The sequence below is a fragment of the Paracoccus sp. SY genome (assembly GCF_002901215.1).
Lineage (GTDB): Bacteria > Pseudomonadota > Alphaproteobacteria > Rhodobacterales > Rhodobacteraceae > Paracoccus > Paracoccus acridae.
In genome coordinates this window covers 85,062-103,589 of record NZ_NWMQ01000002.1, presented here as the reverse complement: position 1 = coordinate 103,589, position 18,528 = coordinate 85,062, and the positions used below count along the sequence as shown (strand labels likewise).

Sequence of the window (18,528 nt, the reverse complement as noted above, 5' to 3'; positions counted from 1 at the left end):
GATCCGCGCCCTTATTGACGCAGCATCGCGGCCCGCGCCGCCTCGTCCCGCGCCCAGCCGACGATGGCGTCCGACACCACCTGCACCATGCGCCCGCGCCACAGCGGGTTCAGCAGATTGGCCCGGTCGTCGTGGTCGGAAATGAAGCCCAGTTCCAGCAGGACGGAGGGAATGTCGGGCGATTTCAGCACCGAATAGGTGGCGCGCTGCACGGGCCGTTCGTGCATCCCGATCCCCATCAGGGACATCCGCGACGTCAGCCAGCGGGCGAAGCTTTCCGAACGGGGCTGGGTGTCGGTGCGCACGAAATCCATCAACACCCCGGTCAGGGCATCGTCATGCCCGGTCAGATCCGCGCCCGCCACCAGATCGTCGCGCCCGTGGCGCAGCGCCAGCTGTTCGGCCGCGCGATCGTCGGCCGCGGGATTCCAGACATAGACCGTGGCCCCCGCCGCCTGCCCCTGCGGCAGCGCATCGGCGTGAAGCGAGATGAACAGATCCCCCCGCGCCTGCCGGGCCGTGGTCATCCGCCGTTCCAGCGCGACGAAGCTGTCGTCGCTGCGCGTCATTTCCACGGTGATCCCCCGCGCCTGCAAGGCCGCGCGCAGTTCAAGCGAAAAGACCAGGACCAGGTTCGCCTCGCTTTCGCCTTCCGCCAGGGCACCGGGATCGAAGCCGCCATGGCCGGGGTCCAGAACCACCGTAAAGCCCTCGTCCGCAGGCTGGGCGGGCAGTTCCGCCGGTTCGGGCAGGTCGCGCAGGGCGGCGGTGGCGGATGGCCGGGGCGCAAAGTCCTGGGCCGCGACGGGGGCAAGAACCACGGTGATCTGGGACAGGGCCGCCCGCGCCCGCTGGCCCGCGCGGTCGATGCGGTAAGTCCCGGGCAGTTCGACCACCACGCGCGACCACCCTTCCCGATAGGGTCCCCAGCGGATCGCAGGGGCCAGATCCGCGCCGAACAGATCCTGGGGCCGGGCCAGCCCGAAATCGGTGTCCTTCACATCGACCACCAGGCGCGGCGGCCCATCCACCAGATAGGTCCGGTAAGGCACCGCCCTGGTCAGCGACAGCCGCAGTTCCAGCGGCTGCGGCCCGCCCCAACCGCGACCCGTCGCCACAAGCGCCGATCCCCCGATGTCCAGACGCGCCGGTTCGTTTCCCCAGACGGGAAAAGCCACCAGCAAGGACAGGATCAGCGCCAGCACCTTCATCTTGCGGCCATGAACTCCGTCAGTCGGCGAAGGCCCTCGGCGATGTCGGCCGTTGCGCGGGCATAGGAGAAGCGCAGCGTCCGGGCGCCCCGTTCGGGATCGAAGTCCAGGCCAGGCGTCACCGCGACGCCCGCCTTGTCCAGGATCTCGGCCGCGAAGGCCAGCGAATCGTCCGTCAGGTCCGAGACATCGGCATAGATGTAGAACGCACCCTCTGGCGGCGCGATGCGGTGAAAGCCCGCCTTGGGTAGCCCGTCCAGCATCAACCGGCGGTTTTCGGCATAGGCGGCCAGGTTCGCGTCCGCTTCATCCGTGCAGTCAAGCGCCGCAAGCGCCGCGACCTGGCTGGCATGGGGCGGGCAGATGAACATGTTCTGGGCCAGCCGTTCGACGGTGCGGATGTGATCCTCGGGCACGACCATCCAGCCCACGCGCCAGCCGGTCATCGAGAAATACTTGCTGAAGGAATTGATGACGAACACGTCGTTCGTCACCTCCAGCGCGGAATGGCAGCGGTCGCCATAGGACAGGCCGTGATAGATCTCGTCCGAGATCAGCGCCATGCCCTTGGCCCTTGCGGCATCCGACAACGCGCGCAATTCATCCGTCCGCAGCACCGTGCCCGACGGGTTTCCGGGCGATGCGAGGATCAGCCCCTTGCAGCCATCGGGCAGGTCGCCGGGACGCGGCTGATAGCGGTCTTCGGGCCGCGTCGGGATGCCGACGGGTTCCAGCGACATGGCCCGCAGGATCTGGCGATAGCTAGGATAGCCGGGAAAGCCCATGGCCACCTTGTCGCCCGCGTCGAACAGGGCCGAGAATGCAAGGATGAAGGCCCCGCTGCTGCCGGGCGTCACGACCACGCGCGCCGGATCCAGATCGACGCCATACCAGCGGCGGTAAAGGTCCGCGATGCCCTGCCGCAGAGCGGGCAGGCCCAAGGCGACCGTATAGCCCAGCGGCTGTTCCAGCGCGGCAGCCAGCGCGCGGCGCGCGCCTTCGGGGGCGGGGGTGGACGGCTGGCCCACCTCCATGTGGATGATGTGGCGGCCCGCGGCCTCGGCGCGAGAGGCGGCTTCCATCACGTCCATGACGATGAAGGGATCGACCTGCCCGCGGGCGGATTTCCTGATGCTGCTCATGCTTTCGGCCTTTTGTCTTTTTTCCATGTCTTACGCTGGCCCAGGGCGCACGAAAAGCCCCCGGTCACGCAGCTTTGTCAGCGGCTTTCTTGCCAAGATCGACCGCAGGGGCCAAGGTCATGCGAAACGGAACACCGAGGATCCCGATGAAACGCCTGATCGCCGCGCTGATGCTGACCGCGACCCCCGCCCTGGCCTTCGACATTTCCGCCATGTCGGACGCCGAGAAGGCAGCCTTCGGGGATGCGGTGCGCGAATACCTGATGGCGAACCCCGAGGTTCTGGTGGAATCCATCAACGTGCTGGAGGAACGCCGCGTCGCCTCCGAGGCCCAGAACGACGTGGCCCTGGTCGCCGCCAACCGCGACGCCATCTTCGAGGACGGGCACAGCTGGGTCGGCGGAAACCCCGACGGCGACGTGACGGTGGTGGAATTCATCGACTATCGCTGCGGATATTGCCGCAAGTTCAACGACCAGATCCACGACATCGTCGAAAGCGACGGCAACATCCGGTTCATCCTGAAGGAATTCCCCATCCTTGGACCCGAGAGTGAAACCTCGGCCCGGTTCGCGGTGGCGGCGAAGCAGATCGGCGGGGACGAGGCCTATGTCCAGGCCCATGACGCCCTGATGGCCCTGCGCGGCGCGCCCTCGCCCGAGGCGCTGAAGGGTATCGCGGCGGATATCGGCATAGACGGCGACGAGGTGATCAACACCATGAACACCGAATCCGTATCGGCCGTGCTGCGCGAGAACCGGCAACTGGCGGAACGCATGGCGATCATGGGCACGCCGACCTTCGTGATCGGCGACACCCTGCTGCGCGGCATGCCTGCCGACGGGCTGGAGCCCGCCGTTGCCGCCGCGCGCGAGGGGAACGGCTGACGCCCATCCGCGCCGGTCGCGCCTGCCGCGCGCGCAGGTGCCTCCGGCGGGGGTATTTGGGCAACGAAGAAGCGGCTATTCGGCGGCCATGCGGTCGTCAGCCTGGGCGATGCGGCCCAGGATGTGGTCGGCGGCCTTTTCGCCGACCATGATCGAGGGGCCGTTCAGGTTGCCGTTGGTGATGCGCGGGAAGATCGAACTGTCGGCCACGCGCAGCCCTTCGACCCCGATCACCTTCAGGTCCGGGTCTACCACGGCCATCGGGTCGCTGGCCGCGCCCATGCGCGCGGTGCCGCAGGGGTGATAGGCCGATTCGGCATGGTCGCGGATGAAGGCGTCGATCTGGTCGTCGGTCTGCACGGGGGCGCCCGGCTGGATCTCGTCCCCGCGATAGTCGGCAACGGCGGGTTGGTCGAAGATCTTTCGGGTCAGGCGGACGCAGGCGCGGAACTCGGCCCAGTCGTCGGGATGGGACATATAGTTGAAGCGGATCTCGGGCGCGGCCACCGGATCGCCTGACGCCAGCCGCACGGTGCCGCGCGACTTCGACCGCATCGGGCCGACATGGGCCTGGAAGCCATGGCCCTGCGCCGCCGCCTTGCCGTCATAGCGCACGGCCAGCGGCAGGAAGTGATACTGGATGTCGGGGTAATCCACGGCATCGGACGACCGGATGAAGCCGCAGCTTTCGAACTGGTTCGACGCGCCCAGGCCGGTCTTCTGCAGCAGCCATTCCACGCCCACCCGGCTTTTGCCCAGAAGGTTGTAGTAGGTGTAAAGCGTGATCGGCTTCAGCGCCTTGTACTGCATGTAGATTTCAAGATGGTCCTGCAGGTTCGACCCGACGCCAGGACGGTCGGCCAGGGGCGCGATGCTGTGGCTTCGCAGGTGGTCGGCGGGGCCGATGCCCGACAGCATCAGCAGCTTCGGCGTGTTGATGGAACTGGCCGAGACGATGACTTCGCGTGTTGCGCGGATTTCCTGGACCTGGCCCTTGCGTTCGATTTCGACGCCATGGGCACGCTTGCCCTGGAACAGGATGCGGCGGGCGAAGGCGCGGATCACGGTCAGGCGGCCGGTCTTGAGCGCCGGGCGCAGATAGGCATTGGCGGCGGACCAGCGGCGGCCCTTCCAGATGGTGGCCTCCATCGGGCCGAAGCCTTCCTGCTGTTCGCCGTTGTAGTCGGGCGTATAGGGCCAGCCTGCCTGCTGCCCGGCCTCGATGAAGGCGTTGAACAGCGGGTTGCGGCGCTTGCCGCGGGTGACATGCAGAGGGCCGTCGGTGCCGCGCAAGGGGGAGGCGCCGCCATGCCAGGTTTCCATCCGCTTGAAATAGGGCAGCACGTCCGCGTAGCCCCAGCCGGTCGCGCCGCTGTCGCGCCAGTGGTCGTAATCCTTGCGGTGGCCGCGCACGAAGACCATGCCGTTGATGGACGACGACCCGCCCAGCACCTTGCCGCGCGGCGTGGCCAGCTTGCGCCCGCCCAGATGGGGTTCGGGCTGCGTCTGGAAGCCCCAGTCGTATCGCGGCATGTTCATCGGGTATGACAGCGCGCCCGGCATCTGGATGAAGATGCCGATGTCGCTGCCGCCATATTCGATCAGCGTGACGGAATGCCCGGCCTCGGTCAGGCGATAGGCGAGCGCGCAACCGGCGGAACCGGCGCCGACGATGACGTAATCAGCGGTCATGGCGATCCCCCTTAGTATGGCGCCTCGACGGCGCCCATGCCGACATAGACGGTCTTGAGTTGCGAATAATGCTCGATGGCGGCGGTGCCGTTCTCGCGCCCCAGGCCCGACATCTTGACGCCGCCGAAGGGCATCTCGACCGGCGTCAGGTTATAGGCGTTGATCCAGCAGGTGCCGGCCTCCAGCGCGGCGACCACGCGATGGGCGCGGGCCAGGTCGCGGGTGAAGACCCCGGCGGCCAGACCGAAGCCGGTGGCATTGGCGCGGGCCACGGCCTCGGCTTCGTCCGCGAAGGTCAGGGTGGTCATGACCGGGCCGAAGATTTCGTCGCGGGTGATGGTCATGTCGTCGGTGGCGTCGGCAAAGACCGTGGGCGGGATGAAGGCCCCCTCTCCCGCGCCGCCGCAGACCAGCCGCGCGCCCGCGTCCCGGCCCGCCGCGATCGCCGCGCGGATCTTGGCCGCCTGGGTGCCGTTGATGATCGGGCCGAATTGCGTTTCAGGGTCCAGCGGGTCGCCGGTGCGGATCGTCGCCAGCCGTTCCGCCAGCCGATCCAGGAATCGCTGCGCGATGCCCTGTTGCAGGAACACCCGCGTCCCGTTGGAACAGATCTGGCCCGAGGAGTAGAAATTCGCCAGGATCGCCGCGCCCACGGCATCTTCAAGGCTGGCATCGTCGAAGACGATCAAGGGCGACTTGCCGCCCAGTTCCATCGTGACATGGCGCATCCCTTCAGCTGCGGCGGCATAGACGCGGCGGCCCGTGGGCACCGATCCGGTCAGCGAAACCTTGGCGACATGGGGATCGGTGACAAGCGCGGCCCCGACCTCTCCGCGCCCCTGGACGACGTTGAAGATGCCGGGCGGCGCGCCGGCCTCGACCAGGAACTCGGCCAGTTTCAGGGCGCCCAGCGGCGTTTCCTCGGACGGCTTGAAGACCATGGCATTGCCCATGGCAAGGGCAGGCGCGGCCTTCCAGCAAGCGATCTGGCTGGGATAGTTCCAGGCCCCAATGCCCGCGCAGACGCCCAAGGGTTCGCGCCGGGTATAGGCCCAGTCTCGGCCCAGGGGGATCATCTGGCCGGTCACGGTCGCGGCCAGCCCGCCGAAATATTCCAGCGCCGCCGCGCCGGATGCCCAGTCGGCCACCAGCGTTTCCTGGATGGGCTTGCCGGTGTCCAGCGTTTCCAGCCGCGACAGGTCCTCGTTCCGGTCGCGGATGATGGCGGCGGCGCGGGACAGGACGCGGCCCCGGTCGGCAGGGGTCATCGCCGCCCAGGCAGGTTGCGCGCGGGCGGCTGACTGGCAGGCAAGCGCCACCTGGGCCCCGGAAGCCTCGCGCAGCGAGGCAATTTCCTGGCCGGTGTGGGGATAGAAGACGGGCAGCGCCGCGCCCTCGCCTTCGACAAAGGCGCCGTCGATGAACAGGCTTGCTGGGGGTTGGGCGTCATGGGTCAAGACAAAACCTCGTCCAGGTAATCGAAGATCAGCTTTTCGGCGGCGGCGGCATCCACATCGTCGCGCGTCAGGACGGTGCGCAGGTAAACGCCGTCGATCAGCGCGCCCAGGGTTTCGGCCACGCGGGCCGGATCGTCGGTCAGCGGGCGCAGCGCCAGAATCAGGTTCGACCGCAACCGACGGTGATACACGCGCAGCAGCCGCTCGGCCTCGGGGTTGATGAGCGCCAAGGCATAGAAGTTGACCCAGGCACTGACGGTTTCGCGCTGGAAATTCTGCGGCGCGAAGCTGGCGTGGATGATGGCGTTCAGCCGCCCGCGCGTGCCGTGGCCGGGCAGCCGTTCCGCGACCGACCCACCATAGACGCGCAGGATATAGCGCATCGCGGCCAGAAAGATCTGGTCCTTGGACCCGAAATAGTGATGCGCCAGCGCAGGCGACATGCCGGCCCGCCGCGCGATCTGGGCCACGGTGACGTCAAGCGACCCCGTGCGCCCGACCTCGAAGATCGTGGCGTTGATTAACGCGGCTTTTCGGATAGGCTCGGCGCCAATCTTGGGCAAGGCAGCACCTGTGCAAAGAAACTGTTGCTATTCGAAGCCTGTCTATCTTTAATTGATCAACCAATCAAGAACAGGGATGCACCGCATGATCCGCAAAAGCCTGATCACCACCCTTGCGATTGCCGTGGCCGGACCCGCCTTCGCCGCTGAACCCGACGATTGCCGCCAGGTCGTGTTTTCCGATGTGGGCTGGTCCGACATCACGGCGACGACGGCGCTTGCCTCGACCGTGCTGCAGGCCCTGGGATACGAGACGGAAACGAAGCTGCTGTCGGTGCCCGTCACCTATACGGCGCTGTCCACAGATGACGTGGACATCTTCCTGGGCAACTGGATGCCCACGATGGAGGCCGACATCGCCCCCTATCGCGACGCGGGCACGGTGGACACGGTGCGCACCAACCTGACGGGGGCGAAATACACCCTGGCCACGAACAAGGCGGGCGCCGACCTGGGCATCACCGACTTCGGCAAGATCGCGGAACACAAGGACGCGCTGTCGGGCCAGATCTATGGCATCGAGCCGGGCAACGACGGCAACCGCCTGCTGCTGGAGATGGTGGCGGGCGACAAGTTCGGCCTGGGCACCTTCGAGGTGGTGGAATCCAGCGAACAGGGGATGCTGGCCCAGGTCGCCCGCGCCAGCAGCGCCGACCAGCCGATCGTGTTCCTGGGATGGGAACCCCATCCGATGAACGCCCAGTTCGAGATGACCTACCTGACCGGCGGCGACGAGGTGTTCGGCCCCGACCTGGGCGGCGCCGAGGTGCGCACGAACACCCGCCAGGGCTATGTCACGGAATGCCCCAACGTGGGCAAGTTCCTGCAGAACCTAGAATTCACCCTGCCCATGGAGAACGAGGTCATGGGCATGATCCTGAACGACGGCCAGGATCCGATGGAGGCCGCGAAGGAATGGCTGTCGGCCAATCCCGATGCCGCAACCTCCTGGCTGGACGGCGTGACGACATTCGACGGCAACGACGCGCAGGCCGCCCTGACCGAGGCGCTGTCCGGCTGATCGCCGGCGCGTCCGCCTTCCCGTAAACCAGCAAGGAATCGCGCATGGAGCAGTTGACGGCATGGGTGACTGACAACAAGATCCCCGTGGGCCGCACGGCCAAGGGGGTCTTCGACTGGCTGAACGCCAATGCGGCCGGCTTGTTCAATACCATAGCGGGCGCGTTGGAATGGCTGATCGGCCGGATCCTTGCCGCGTTGGAAGCCCCCCATCCCTTCCTGTTCATCCTGCTGGCGGTGGCGCTGACCTGGCTGCTGCAACGGAACTGGAAGACGTGCCTGCTGGTCGCCCTGGGCCTGCTGTTCGTGCTGAACCAGGGTTATTGGGACGAGATGATGCAGTCCCTGACGCTGGTTCTGGCGGCCTGCCTGGTCTGCATGGCGATCGGCGTTCCCGTCGGCATCGCCGCCGCGCACCGGTCCCGCCTTTACGCCTGGATGCGGCCCGTGCTGGACCTGATGCAGACGCTGCCGACCTTTGTCTATCTGATCCCGGCCATCGTCTTCTTCGGCATCGGCATGGTGCCGGGCCTGCTGGCGACCGTGATCTTCGTGCTGCCCGCGCCGATCCGGCTGACGCAGCTTGGCATCGCATCCACCCCGCCCGCCCTGGTCGAGGCCGCCACCGCCTTTGGCGCCACGCCCCGCCAGCTTCTGTGGAAGGTCGAACTGCCAAGCGCCCTGCCCCAGATCATGGCGGGCCTGAACCAGACGATCATGCTGTCGCTGTCCATGGTGGTGATCGCGGCGCTTGTGGGCGCGTCCGGCCTTGGAGTGCCGGTGGTGCGGGCGCTGAACAGCGTGAACACCTCGCTTGGCTTCGAATCGGGTTTCGTGATCGTCGTGGTGGCGATCCTTCTGGACCGGATGCTGCGGATGGAGGGCCGGAAATGAACACCATACCCAACGCCGTTGAATTCGACCGCGTCAGCATCGTCTTCGGCGATCACCCGGAAACCGCCCTGCCGCTGATGGACCAGGGCAAGGAACGCGGCGAAATCCGCAGCGCCACGGGCCAGGTCCTGGGCGTCCACGACTGTTCCCTCAACGTCCGGCAGGGAGAGATCCTGGTCCTGATGGGCCTGTCGGGATCGGGCAAGTCCACCCTGCTGCGCGCGGTCAATGCCCTGAACCACGTCTGCCGGGGCGAGGTCCGGGTCTGGGACGGCAACGGCATGATTTCCGTCAGCGGGGCGGGCCGCCGCGCGCTGCGCGACATCCGCCTGCGCCATGTGGCGATGGTCTTCCAGCAGTTCGGCCTGCTGCCCTGGCGCAGCGTGCGCGAAAACGTGGGCTTGGGGCTGGAACTGGCGGGGATGCCCGCCGCCGAACGTCGCGCACGCGTTGATGCGCAATTGGAAACGGTCGGCCTGACCGACTGGGCCGACCGCAAGGTGGGCGACCTGTCGGGCGGGATGCAGCAGCGCGTGGGCCTGGCCCGCGCCTTTGCCACCCAGGCGCCGATCCTGCTGATGGACGAACCCTTCAGCGCCCTGGATCCCCTGATTCGCGCGCGGCTGCAGGATGAGCTGCTGGAACTGCAGGCCAAGACCCGCCGCACGATCATCTTCGTCAGCCATGACCTGGACGAGGCCTTCAAGCTGGGCAACCGCATCGCCCTGATGGAAGGCGGGCGCATCGTCCAGATCGGCACCGCGCGCGACATCATCGCCAACCCGGTCAACGACTATGTCGCCGATTTCGTGGCCCACATGAACCCGCTGGGCGTCCTGACCGCCGCCGACGTGGTCCAGCCGGGCGATGTGCCCGAGGGCCTGGGGGGCAATCCGGTCCCCCGCGACATGCCGGTGCGCCGGGTGATGGAACTGCTGGCGGACCGGCCCGCCTTGCCCGTCCAGGGCGGCGGCTGCATCACCCGCGACGCGGTGCTGAGCAGGCTGATAAACCCCCAGGGCTGATCGGGGCCGGTCAGCTGTTCTGCAGGTCGCGGTGATAGCGGATCAGAAGCGCCAGGCCCAGGGCATAGACGAACAGCGACACCCCCAGCACATAAAGCGGGCTGACGTAATCCCCTGCATAGGAAGGATAAAAGGATTTCCGCATCTGGCCAACCACATGGACCAGCGGATTGAACCACAGATAGTCCGAAAACGGCGGCGGGATATCGTCATACATGAAGAAGACGCAGGAAATCAGGAACAGGGGCCGGTTCAGGATCGCCCAGACCTGCGGCCACCAGGTAAAGGCCTCGTTCAGGAAACAGTTCACCGCCCCCACGGCGACGCCAAAGGAAAAGGCCATCAGCAGCGACAGGGCGATTCCCCCCGCCTGGGGGTCGGTTCGGGTGTCCTGGAAAAACAGAAGCGCGGCGAAGACGATATAGGCCACCAGCATCTGCGTGATGCCGTTCATGATCATGCGCGCCAGCAAGGCGTCCATGAAGGTCACGGCGGGATAGGCCAGCAACGCCTTGGAATACAGGATGGACTGCGCCACCTTGCCGGATATCGCCATGTAGAACAGGAAGGGCACCATCCCCGTCGCATAGAAGATCGGGAAGTTCGTGCCGATGGGCGGCTTGGCCAGGACCATGGAAAAGACCAGCGTCAACAGCACGATGCCGGCCACGGGTTCGGCGACCGCCCAGACATAGCCGCCGGCGGATCTGCCGTTCGTCGTCGCCATCTCTCGCAGCACCAGGGCGCCGATGGCCCGGAAACTGGAAAAGGACCGGTGCCGGTGCGCCAGGCGCAGCGTTTCCTCCGGGGCCTGCGCAGCGGCCGAAGGGAAATTGATCTTGGACATAGGCCCGACTGCCCCTTGCCTGTTCACGCCCCCGTCAGGGATGGACGCTGGAACTGTGTGGGCGGTTTATGTATGACACGGCTCGACAGATCAACAACCCCGAGTGTCTGCGCATGACCGTCCAGAACGACAAGCCGGTTCACGCCGACGCCCCCCGTCCTGCCAACCCCACCCCCGTTGGCGCCGTGCCCGCACAGCCCCGGCCCGTGCCTGCGGGCCAGCCTGCGGCGGCAAGGCCTGCCCCGGCCCAGCCGAACCCGGCGGCAGGGGGTGCGGCCGCCCCGCGTCCCGTGCCGGCGGCGCCGGGCCGCCCTGCCCCGCAGATGCCCCCGCCCCAGGCGCCGGTCAAGCCCGCGGCATCGACCGCCCGCCTGAAGCCGCGCCATCTGGGCGTGGCCGCCAGCTTCGTGGTGATCGTGCTGCTGCCGATCCTGGTCAGCACCTGGTATCTGTATGCGCGGGCCGAGGACCAGTATGCGTCCTATATGGGCTTCACGGTGCGTTCCGAATCGGGCGTGTCGCCCAGCGAGTTGCTGGGCGGGCTGTCTTCGCTGGTGGGCTCCACGTCGAGCACCGGAAACGATACCGACATCCTCTACAAGTTCATCCAGAGCCATGACCTTGTGCAGCGCATCGACGACCGGCTGGACCTGCGCGCGATGTGGTCCAAGCCCGAGAACGATCCGGTCTTCGCCTATACCGGCAACGACTCGCTGGAGGATCTGCTGTCGGAATGGGAACGCAAGGTGCGCGTCTATTACGACGAGGGCATGATCGACCTGCGCGTGGTGGCCTTCGATCCCAAGGACGCCCAGGCGATCACCCAGGCGATCTATGACGAAAGCACCATCCTGGTGAACGAACTGAACGCCGTCGCGCGCGAGGACGCGTTGCGTTATGCCCGCAACGACCTGGACGAGGCCCTGGAACGGCTGCGTTCCGCGCGTCAGGAAATGACCGAATTCCGCAACCGCCACCAGCTTGTCGATCCGGCCGCCGATGTCGCGGGACAGGCGGGCGTCGTCAGCACCCTTCAGGCGCAACTGGCCGAACAGCTTGTCGCGCTTGGCCTGCTTCAGGCGAATGCCCAGGAAAACGACCCCCGGATCGAACAAACCCAGCTTCGGGTGAACGTGATCCGCGAACAGATCGCCGCAGAACGCCAGAAATTCGGCTCCGAGACCGCCACCGGCGAGGCGCTGTCCACGGTCGTGGGCCAGTTCGAAAGCCTGATGGTGGATCGCGAATTCGCGGAACAGACCTATATCGCGTCCCGGGCCGCCTATGACGCCGCCCGCGCCGAAGCCGCGCGCCAGACCCGATACCTGGCCGCCTATGTCAAGCCGACCCTGGCCGAGGATTCCGAATTCCCCAAGCGGCTGAAGCTGCTGCCCCTGCTGGGCGGATTTCTGCTGCTGATCTGGATCGTCGGCATCCTGACCTATTACAGTTTGCGCGACCGTCGATGATCCGGCTGGAAAACCTCACCAAGATCTACAAGCTGAACGGGCGGCGAAAGGTCGTGGCCGACAACATGAACGTGACCTTTCCGACGGGCGTGTCCGTGGCGCTGCTGGGACGCAACGGCGCGGGCAAGTCCTCGCTGTTGCGGATGATCTCGGGGGCGATGCTGCCCACCTCGGGGCGGATCCTGTCCACCGGCACGATCAGCTGGCCGGTGGGCTTTGCGGGGTCCTTCAACGGCGAACTGACGGGCGAACAGAACTGCCGCTTTGTCGCGCGCGTCTATGGCATCGACACGGACGAGATGCGCGACTTCGTCGAGGATTTCGCCGAACTGGGCCAGCATTTCTATCTGCCGTTCCGCACCTATTCGTCGGGGATGCGGGCGCGGCTGGCCTTTGGCGTGTCCATGGCGGTGCCCTTCGACACCTATCTGGTGGACGAGGTGTCGGCCGTGGGCGACGCCGCCTTCCGCGCCAAGTCAAACCATGTCTTCAACGCGCGCATGAAGGCGGCCGGGGCGGTCGTCGTGTCCCATTCCATGCCCTCCCTGAGAGAGATCTGCCAGGCCGGGGCGGTCTTGGAAAACGGAAAGCTTAGCTATTTCCACGATCTGGAAGAGGCCATCGCGGTCCATACCGCCAACATGCAGCGGGCCGTGGCCAAGGCGGGCTAGGACCGGATTGCAACGGTCCCGTGTCGGCCGCATGGCGGCTATGGCGTCTGCCATGCCGCCCCATTACAAGGCGGCGAGCAGCGCATCCATAAGGGCAGGTTCATGAAAATCATCGTTCTGGGCGGAGACGGTTTCTGCGGCTGGCCCACGGCCCTTCATCTGTCGGCGCGCGGCCATGACGTCATCATCGTGGACAACCTGTCGCGCCGGAAGATCGACGTGGAGCTTGAGGTCAGCAGCCTGACCCCGATCCGCCCCCTGGGCGAACGGGTTCGCGCCTGGCAGGAATTGACCAACCACCAGATTCGGGTCGAGAATTTCACGGTGGGCGAACATTACCACCGCCTGCTGACCCTGCTGCGCGACGAAAAACCCGACGCGGTGATCCATTTCGCCGAACAGCGGGCCGCGCCCTATTCGATGAAGTCCAGCTGGCACAAGCGTTATACGGTCAACAACAACCTGAACGCCACCAACGACGTCCTGGCCGCCATCGTCGAAAGCGGACAGGACATCCACCTGGTCCACCTGGGCACGATGGGTGTCTATGGCTATGGCACGGCGGGCATGAAGATCCCCGAAGGCTATCTTGATGTCGTGATCGAGACCGAGAACGGCCCCCACCGGCAGGAAATCCTGTATCCCGCCAATCCGGGGTCGATCTATCACATGACCAAGACCCAGGATCAGCTGTTCTTCTTCTATTACAACAAGAACGACGGCGTGCGGATCACCGACCTGCACCAGGGCATCGTCTGGGGCACCCAGACCGAGGAAACCCGCATGGACGACCGGCTGATCAACCGCTTCGACTATGACGGCGATTACGGCACGGTGCTGAACCGCTTTCTGATGCAGGCGGCGATCGGCTATCCGCTGACGGTGCATGGAACGGGCGGGCAGACCCGCGCCTTCATCCACATCCAGGACACCTGCCGCTGCATCGAACTGGCGCTGACGAACCCGCCGGCGCGCGGCGACCGGGTCAACATCCTGAACCAGATGACCGAAACCCACCGCGTCCGCGACCTGGCCCGGATGATCGCCGACCAGACCGGGGTCGAGGTCGCGTTCCTCAAGAACCCGCGCAACGAGGCCGACGAAAACGACCTGCACGTCGCCAACGACCGTTTCCTTGGGCTCGGCCTTGATCCAATCAAGCTGGAGGACGGGTTGCTGGCCGAGGTGCAGGAAATCGCCCGGAAATTCGCCGACCGCTGCGACCGGGACAAGATCCCCTGCGTGTCGCAATGGCGGACCGCGTGAATTGCTGACGCACCTGCCATCCGGCGGGTGCGTTCGTCATTCGGTCTCAGCAGGCGCGGCCTCCATCTCTCCGCGCGGCGGGCGGATGCAGTTTCCGTCCGTCAGGTCGATGGCCGGTCAAAGGATCATCGCGGCCTTCTGGTTCCGCGGTTCGCGCAGACGGGCCGTGCGGTGGGTGTCCTTACTGCACCCGCGCCCAGGTCTGGCTTTTGCAGATCAGCCCGCCCGCGACGCAGCCCGACAGGCTCATCCGGTCGCCCTGGACGCTGGCCTTGCCGTTGTAGATCTTGTCGTTGGCGGGGCGCCATACCTTGCCGGAATAGTTGCCGCCGCCTTGGGGGGCCATGTCGATGACGATCTGACGCCCAAGGTTCGGCGACTGGTATTCGGCGCGATCCTTGAAGGTCCGCGTGATCGTGCCGCAGAAGGCCCCGCCGCAGGGGGCGATGGTGACATGGGCGAAGGATCCTTCGTCCGGCTGGGTCTGCCAGACACCCTCGATCGGGTCGGCGGCGGCTGCGGTGCCCGCCAGGACAAGAAAGGCTGTGGCGATGATGTGGCGCATGGGGTTCCCTCCTCCAAGGATGGGTGGATGCTGCGCGCGGCGCCCGGTTTCTGGCAAGCGTGACGTCAGGTCGCAGCCCGCCCTTCCGTTCCGCCCGCCCGCGTGGCAAAGGGTTGCGCGATCCGCAAAACCAGGAGGCCGCCATGATCCTTTACCCCGCCATCGACCTGAAGGACGGCAACTGCGTCCGCCTGCTGCGCGGCGAAATGGAGGCCGCGACCGTCTTCGGCACCGACCCGGCGGCACAGGCCCGCGCCTTCCAGGATGCGGGTGCGGAATGGCTGCACCTCGTGGACCTGAACGGCGCCTTCGCGGGCCATCCGGTCAACGGGGCGGCGGTCGAGGCGATCCTGTCGGCCATCGACATCCCCGCCCAGCTGGGCGGCGGCATCCGCGACATGGCGACCATCGAAGGCTGGCTGGACAAAGGCCTGACGCGCGTGATCCTGGGCACCGTCGCGGTGGAAAATCCCGACCTGGTGCGCCAGGCGGCAGCAGCCTTTCCGGGCCGGATCGCGGTGGGCATCGACGCCCGCGCAGGCCGCGTCGCCACCCGTGGCTGGGCCACCGAGACCGAGGTGATGGCTACGGACCTTGCCCGCCAGTTCCAGGACGCGGGCGTCGCCGCGATCATCTATACCGACATCGACCGCGACGGGGCCATGCAGGGCCCGAACATCGCCGCGACCGAGGCCCTGGCCCGCGCGGTCGGCATCCCGGTCATCGCCTCGGGCGGGGTGTCGTCGCTGGACGATCTGCGCGCGCTGAGGGACACGCAGGTGATCGCGGGCGCGATCTCGGGGCGGGCGCTTTATGACGGGGCGATCAACCTGTCGCAGGCCCTGGCGATGCTGAAGTGATCAGATCTGGCGTTCCGGCATCTGGACGACCAGACCGTCAAGCGCCTCGGTCACCTTGATCTGGCAGGTCAGGCGCGACCGTTCGGGATCGGGCTGCCAGGCGAAATCCAGCATGTCCTCCTCCATCGGGTCGCGGGGGGGAAGCTGGTCCAGCCAGGCTGGATCGACATAGACATGGCAGGTCGAACAGGCGCAGGCGCCGCCGCAATCGGCGTCGATGCCCGGCACGCCGTTGTCGCGCGCGCCTTCCATCACCGTCATGCCGGGCTTCACGTCAACCTCGTGCCGGGTTCCGTTATGCTCGATATAGGTGATGCGGGCCATGGCTTGCGTATCCTTTGCTGTGCAGGGGGCAGATAGGCCATCGCCCCCGCAATGAAAAGGGGCGTGCGCGCCTTACGCTTGCGCCGGGACGCCGAAGGGAAACCGGCCCGCCTCGTCCCAGGGCCCGCCCCGGTAATTCCACAGCAGCAGCCCCCTGATGGTCAGGGGGAAGGGTCGGAATTCGGCGGACAGTCCGTCGAACAGGGCGCGGGCCTCGGCCGAAGCGACCTTGTTCTGGATCGTGACATGGGGCCTGATCCGCTGGCGGTCCTGCGGGGTCAGCACCTGGGAAAAGGTCGCCGACAGGTCGTCGCGCAGCCGTTCGATAGCCGGGCAGTCGATGTCATAGGCGACGCCCCTGCCCAGAAACCGCAGCCGCGCCACCTGCCCCTCGACCGGGGCCAGTTCCCGGGCCACCTTCTGCAATTCCTGCGTGATCCAGCCGATCCCGTCGCCCGGCAGATGATGAAACAGCGTCAGATGCGCGGGAATGTGGTTGCGCGCGGGCGGGAAATGCCGCTGCCGCATGGTCTGGAAGAACTCGAAGCTGGTGTCGTCCAGCCAGGCGGTCAGGATCAGCGGGTCGTCGTCGGCCATCTTCCAAGTTCCACCATACCGTCGTGAAAAGGGCGGCTCGCTGATGCGAACCGCCCCTGACGTGTTTCACGGGCTTGCGCCGTCAGCCCTCAGCTTTCGCCGACCGGCAGGGCCACGAAGCGCGGCTCTCCGTCGCGGCGCACCAGGACCAGCAACGACTTGCGGCCCGCCTCGCGCGCCTCGTCGATGCGGGCGTTCAGGTCCGCGATGGAGGCAACCGGCTGCTGGCCCGCCTCGGTGATGACGTCGCCGGGGGCGAGGCCCTTTTCGGCCGCTTCGCTTTCCGGGTCGATTTCCTGGATCACCAGGCCCTTGGCGTCATTCGGCAGGCCCATGTCCTGCGCCATCTCGGCCGTCAGGGCCGACAGCGACATGCCCAGGATGTCCTGCTGGGCGGGGCCGTTCCCACCCTGCCCTGCGGTGGCATTGCCCGTGCCTTCCGCCGTCTCGCGCCGGCCCAGCGTCACGCTGAGGGTCACGGGACCGTCCTGGCGCTGCACGACGACATCGACCGGCTCGCCCGCCGGCGCCTCGGCCACGCGGCGGACCAGGCTGCGGGTATCCTCGACAGGCGATCCGGCAAAATTGGTGATCACGTCGCCCGCGCGCATCCCGGCATCCTTCGCGGGACCGTCGGGAACATCCGTCACCATCGCGCCGGATTCGACCGCAAGGCCAAGCGCCTCGGCCATGTCGGGGGTCACGTCCTGGATCTTGACGCCCAGCCAGCCGCGCCGGGTTTCGCCGAATTCGCGCAACTGATCCACGACGCTGGACACCACGTTCGACGCCATCGAGAAGCCGATGCCGATGGACCCGCCATTGGGCGACAGGATCGCGGTGTTCACGCCCACCACCTCGCCTTGCAGGTTGAACAGCGGCCCGCCCGAGTTGCCGCGGTTGATGGCCGCGTCGGTCTGCAGGTAATCGTCATAGGTGCCCGACAATTCGCGGTTGCGGGCCGAGACGATGCCCGAACTGGCCGAAAAGCCCTGGCCCAGCGGGTTGCCCAAGGCCAGAACCCAGTCGCCGACGCGCGCGTCGTCGGAATTGCCGAATTCCACGAAGGGCAGCGGCTCGTCGCTTTCGACCTTCAACAGGGCCACGTCGGTGTTGGGGTCGGTGCCGACCACTTCGGCGGCCAGCGTCTCGCCGGAATAGAACTCGATCTCGATCTCGTCGGCGCCCTCGATGACGTGGTTGTTCGTGACGATGAAGCCGTCAGACGAAATCACGAAGCCCGACCCAAGCGCGTTCGACCGCTGGGGCATCCGGGGTCCGCCCTGGCCCGGCTGGTTGGGCATTCCGGGGATGCCGAAGTCGCGGAACAGGTCGGAAAACGGGCTGCCCTCGGGGAACATCGGCCCGCCCTCGCCGCCGGTGGGCTGGGCCACCACGGCGCTTGTGGTGATGTTGACCACGGCCGGGGCGACCTGCTGGACCAGATCGGCGAAGCTGTCGGGCATGACCTGGGACGAACCGGCCTGGCGTTCCGCCTTCAGCGGTTCGTTGTTGTTCGCCGCCTCTTGCGCCTGCTGGCTGGCCTCGGGCGAGATATCGGGCTGCGCGTCCTGCGCCGCCGCAATACCAAGGCCGACGGTCACGGCCAGCGCCGAGGCAGTCAGAAGATGCCGAGCAGAAAACGTCTTCATGCGGATGTCCTCATCTTACGCAGTTCGTCGGTCCTGACAAAGGGCCGGGGGACCGCTGGTGTTATGAAGAAGAAATAGGGCGGCGTTGCAAATAAACCACGCTCTCGGACAGTGAACTGATCGTGACTTTTATTGCAGAAGGGGCAGATGTCGCCACCTGCCCCTGTCCGTCTTCATTACTGGCCCGGCTGGGCTTCCGGGGCCGGATCGGTCCCTTCGACCCCGGCCTCTGGCGCTGCGGGCTCTGCCGCCTGTCCGCCTGCCGCATCAGCGGCTTCGGGCGCCGCTGCCGGGTCGGCGGCTTCCGCGTCGGTTGCGGGCGGGGCCTGATCGGCGGGGGTTGTCTCGGCCGCAGGCTCGGCAGCGCCGCTGACGGGCGCCACGAC

The 18,528-nt window shown here is 66.7% G+C and carries 18 protein-coding genes; 8 read left to right on the top strand and 10 right to left on the bottom strand.

Features of this window, described 5'->3' with window-relative positions; genetic code table 11:
• Positions 1 to 11 precede the first annotated feature (11 nt).
• Positions 12 to 1,211, bottom strand: coding sequence for an N-acetylmuramoyl-L-alanine amidase (locus CK944_RS02310; RefSeq protein ID WP_103171423.1), 1,200 nt, complete (start codon positions 1,209 to 1,211; stop codon positions 12 to 14).
• Positions 1,208 to 2,344: a pyridoxal phosphate-dependent aminotransferase gene (locus CK944_RS02305; protein ID WP_103171688.1), complete on the bottom strand. Its 1,137-nt coding sequence runs from the start codon at positions 2,342 to 2,344 to the stop codon at positions 1,208 to 1,210. The genes CK944_RS02310 and CK944_RS02305 overlap by 4 nt, the downstream gene beginning before the upstream one ends.
• A gap of 155 nt (positions 2,345 to 2,499) precedes the next feature.
• Between CK944_RS02305 and CK944_RS02300 the strand changes: the two genes are divergently transcribed.
• Entirely contained in the window at positions 2,500 to 3,240 is a 741-nt protein-coding gene (locus CK944_RS02300) for a DsbA family protein (RefSeq protein WP_103171422.1), read from the top strand.
• A 75-nt stretch (positions 3,241 to 3,315) separates the two neighbouring features.
• On the opposite strand, the gene betA is transcribed toward CK944_RS02300, so the two are convergent.
• From betA to betI, 3 genes are read right to left on the bottom strand one after another with little or no spacing between them, the layout of a single operon-like run.
• On the bottom strand, positions 3,316 to 4,932 hold the full coding sequence (betA, locus tag CK944_RS02295) for a choline dehydrogenase (RefSeq protein WP_103171421.1): 1,617 nt from the start codon (positions 4,930 to 4,932) through the stop codon (positions 3,316 to 3,318).
• 11 nt (positions 4,933 to 4,943) lie between these two features.
• Positions 4,944 to 6,389, bottom strand: coding sequence for a betaine-aldehyde dehydrogenase (gene betB, locus CK944_RS02290; protein WP_103171420.1), 1,446 nt, complete (start codon positions 6,387 to 6,389; stop codon positions 4,944 to 4,946).
• Positions 6,386 to 6,952 carry a transcriptional regulator BetI gene (betI, locus tag CK944_RS02285; protein ID WP_103171419.1) on the bottom strand — a complete coding sequence of 189 codons (567 nt, stop codon included), beginning with the start codon at positions 6,950 to 6,952 and terminating at the stop codon, positions 6,386 to 6,388. The genes betB and betI overlap by 4 nt, the downstream gene beginning before the upstream one ends.
• A gap of 85 nt (positions 6,953 to 7,037) precedes the next feature.
• Here betI and choX point away from each other — a divergent pair, with 85 nt between their 5' ends.
• From choX to choV, 3 genes are read left to right on the top strand one after another with little or no spacing between them, the layout of a single operon-like run.
• A complete protein-coding gene (gene choX, locus CK944_RS02280) occupies positions 7,038 to 7,973 on the top strand; it encodes a choline ABC transporter substrate-binding protein (protein ID WP_103171687.1) in 936 nt (311 codons plus the stop codon).
• A gap of 44 nt (positions 7,974 to 8,017) precedes the next feature.
• On the top strand, positions 8,018 to 8,866 hold the full coding sequence (choW, locus tag CK944_RS02275; RefSeq protein ID WP_103171418.1) for a choline ABC transporter permease subunit: 849 nt from the start codon (positions 8,018 to 8,020) through the stop codon (positions 8,864 to 8,866).
• Positions 8,863 to 9,891 (top strand): choline ABC transporter ATP-binding protein, encoded by a 1,029-nt coding sequence (gene choV, locus CK944_RS02270; RefSeq protein WP_103171417.1) that lies wholly within the window; start codon positions 8,863 to 8,865, stop codon positions 9,889 to 9,891. Before choW ends, choV begins: the two co-directional genes overlap by 4 nt.
• A gap of 10 nt (positions 9,892 to 9,901) precedes the next feature.
• Here the strand turns inward: choV and CK944_RS02265 are convergent, their stop codons facing one another.
• Complete coding sequence (locus CK944_RS02265) at positions 9,902 to 10,738, bottom strand: ABC transporter permease (RefSeq protein ID WP_103171416.1); 837 nt, start codon at positions 10,736 to 10,738, stop codon at positions 9,902 to 9,904.
• A gap of 113 nt (positions 10,739 to 10,851) precedes the next feature.
• Here CK944_RS02265 and CK944_RS02260 point away from each other — a divergent pair, with 113 nt between their 5' ends.
• The 3 genes from CK944_RS02260 to CK944_RS02250 all read left to right on the top strand — a co-directional run bounded on the left by CK944_RS02260 (position 10,852) and on the right by CK944_RS02250 (position 14,144).
• The gene (locus CK944_RS02260; protein WP_239985946.1) at positions 10,852 to 12,207 is read left to right on the top strand and encodes a sugar transporter; all 1,356 of its coding nucleotides are present in this window, start codon (positions 10,852 to 10,854) and stop codon (positions 12,205 to 12,207) included.
• Complete coding sequence (locus tag CK944_RS02255; RefSeq protein WP_103171415.1) at positions 12,204 to 12,878, top strand: ABC transporter ATP-binding protein; 675 nt, start codon at positions 12,204 to 12,206, stop codon at positions 12,876 to 12,878. The genes CK944_RS02260 and CK944_RS02255 overlap by 4 nt, the downstream gene beginning before the upstream one ends.
• 102 nt (positions 12,879 to 12,980) lie before the next feature.
• Positions 12,981 to 14,144, top strand: a complete 1,164-nt coding sequence (locus tag CK944_RS02250; protein WP_103171414.1) for an NAD-dependent epimerase/dehydratase family protein — start codon at positions 12,981 to 12,983, stop codon at positions 14,142 to 14,144.
• A gap of 181 nt (positions 14,145 to 14,325) precedes the next feature.
• On the opposite strand, the gene CK944_RS02245 is transcribed toward CK944_RS02250, so the two are convergent.
• Entirely contained in the window at positions 14,326 to 14,709 is a 384-nt protein-coding gene (locus CK944_RS02245; protein ID WP_103171413.1) for a DUF2147 domain-containing protein, read from the bottom strand.
• Between the two features lie 143 nt (positions 14,710 to 14,852).
• Here CK944_RS02245 and hisA point away from each other — a divergent pair, with 143 nt between their 5' ends.
• Entirely contained in the window at positions 14,853 to 15,569 is a 717-nt protein-coding gene (gene hisA / locus CK944_RS02240) for a 1-(5-phosphoribosyl)-5-[(5-phosphoribosylamino)methylideneamino]imidazole-4-carboxamide isomerase (RefSeq protein WP_103171685.1), read from the top strand.
• Here hisA and CK944_RS02235 read toward each other — a convergent pair whose 3' ends face one another.
• From CK944_RS02235 to CK944_RS02225, 3 genes are all read right to left on the bottom strand, one after another.
• The gene (locus tag CK944_RS02235) at positions 15,570 to 15,893 is read right to left on the bottom strand and encodes a 2Fe-2S iron-sulfur cluster-binding protein (RefSeq protein WP_103171412.1); all 324 of its coding nucleotides are present in this window, start codon (positions 15,891 to 15,893) and stop codon (positions 15,570 to 15,572) included. It lies immediately after the preceding gene.
• A 72-nt stretch (positions 15,894 to 15,965) separates the two neighbouring features.
• A complete protein-coding gene (locus CK944_RS02230) occupies positions 15,966 to 16,490 on the bottom strand; it encodes a 2'-5' RNA ligase family protein (protein ID WP_103171411.1) in 525 nt (174 codons plus the stop codon).
• 89 nt (positions 16,491 to 16,579) lie between these two features.
• The gene (locus CK944_RS02225; protein ID WP_103171410.1) at positions 16,580 to 18,142 is read right to left on the bottom strand and encodes a Do family serine endopeptidase; all 1,563 of its coding nucleotides are present in this window, start codon (positions 18,140 to 18,142) and stop codon (positions 16,580 to 16,582) included.
• Positions 18,143 to 18,528 lie beyond the last annotated feature (386 nt).

Coding starts and splice junctions, on each gene's coding strand:
- CK944_RS02310 (WP_103171423.1), bottom strand. CDS start 1,211: ATGAAGGTGCTGGCGCTGATCCTGTCCTTGCTGGTGGCTTTTCCCGTC.
- CK944_RS02300 (WP_103171422.1), top strand. CDS start 2,500: ATGAAACGCCTGATCGCCGCGCTGATGCTGACCGCGACCCCCGCCCTG.
- betA (WP_103171421.1), bottom strand. CDS start 4,932: ATGACCGCTGATTACGTCATCGTCGGCGCCGGTTCCGCCGGTTGCGCG.
- choX (WP_103171687.1), top strand. CDS start 7,038: ATGATCCGCAAAAGCCTGATCACCACCCTTGCGATTGCCGTGGCCGGA.
- choW (WP_103171418.1), top strand. CDS start 8,018: ATGGAGCAGTTGACGGCATGGGTGACTGACAACAAGATCCCCGTGGGC.
- choV (WP_103171417.1), top strand. CDS start 8,863: ATGAACACCATACCCAACGCCGTTGAATTCGACCGCGTCAGCATCGTC.
- CK944_RS02265 (WP_103171416.1), bottom strand. CDS start 10,738: ATGTCCAAGATCAATTTCCCTTCGGCCGCTGCGCAGGCCCCGGAGGAA.
- CK944_RS02260 (WP_239985946.1), top strand. CDS start 10,852: ATGACCGTCCAGAACGACAAGCCGGTTCACGCCGACGCCCCCCGTCCT.
- CK944_RS02255 (WP_103171415.1), top strand. CDS start 12,204: ATGATCCGGCTGGAAAACCTCACCAAGATCTACAAGCTGAACGGGCGG.
- CK944_RS02250 (WP_103171414.1), top strand. CDS start 12,981: ATGAAAATCATCGTTCTGGGCGGAGACGGTTTCTGCGGCTGGCCCACG.
- CK944_RS02245 (WP_103171413.1), bottom strand. CDS start 14,709: ATGCGCCACATCATCGCCACAGCCTTTCTTGTCCTGGCGGGCACCGCA.
- hisA (WP_103171685.1), top strand. CDS start 14,853: ATGATCCTTTACCCCGCCATCGACCTGAAGGACGGCAACTGCGTCCGC.
- CK944_RS02235 (WP_103171412.1), bottom strand. CDS start 15,893: ATGGCCCGCATCACCTATATCGAGCATAACGGAACCCGGCACGAGGTT.
- CK944_RS02230 (WP_103171411.1), bottom strand. CDS start 16,490: ATGGCCGACGACGACCCGCTGATCCTGACCGCCTGGCTGGACGACACC.
- CK944_RS02225 (WP_103171410.1), bottom strand. CDS start 18,142: ATGAAGACGTTTTCTGCTCGGCATCTTCTGACTGCCTCGGCGCTGGCC.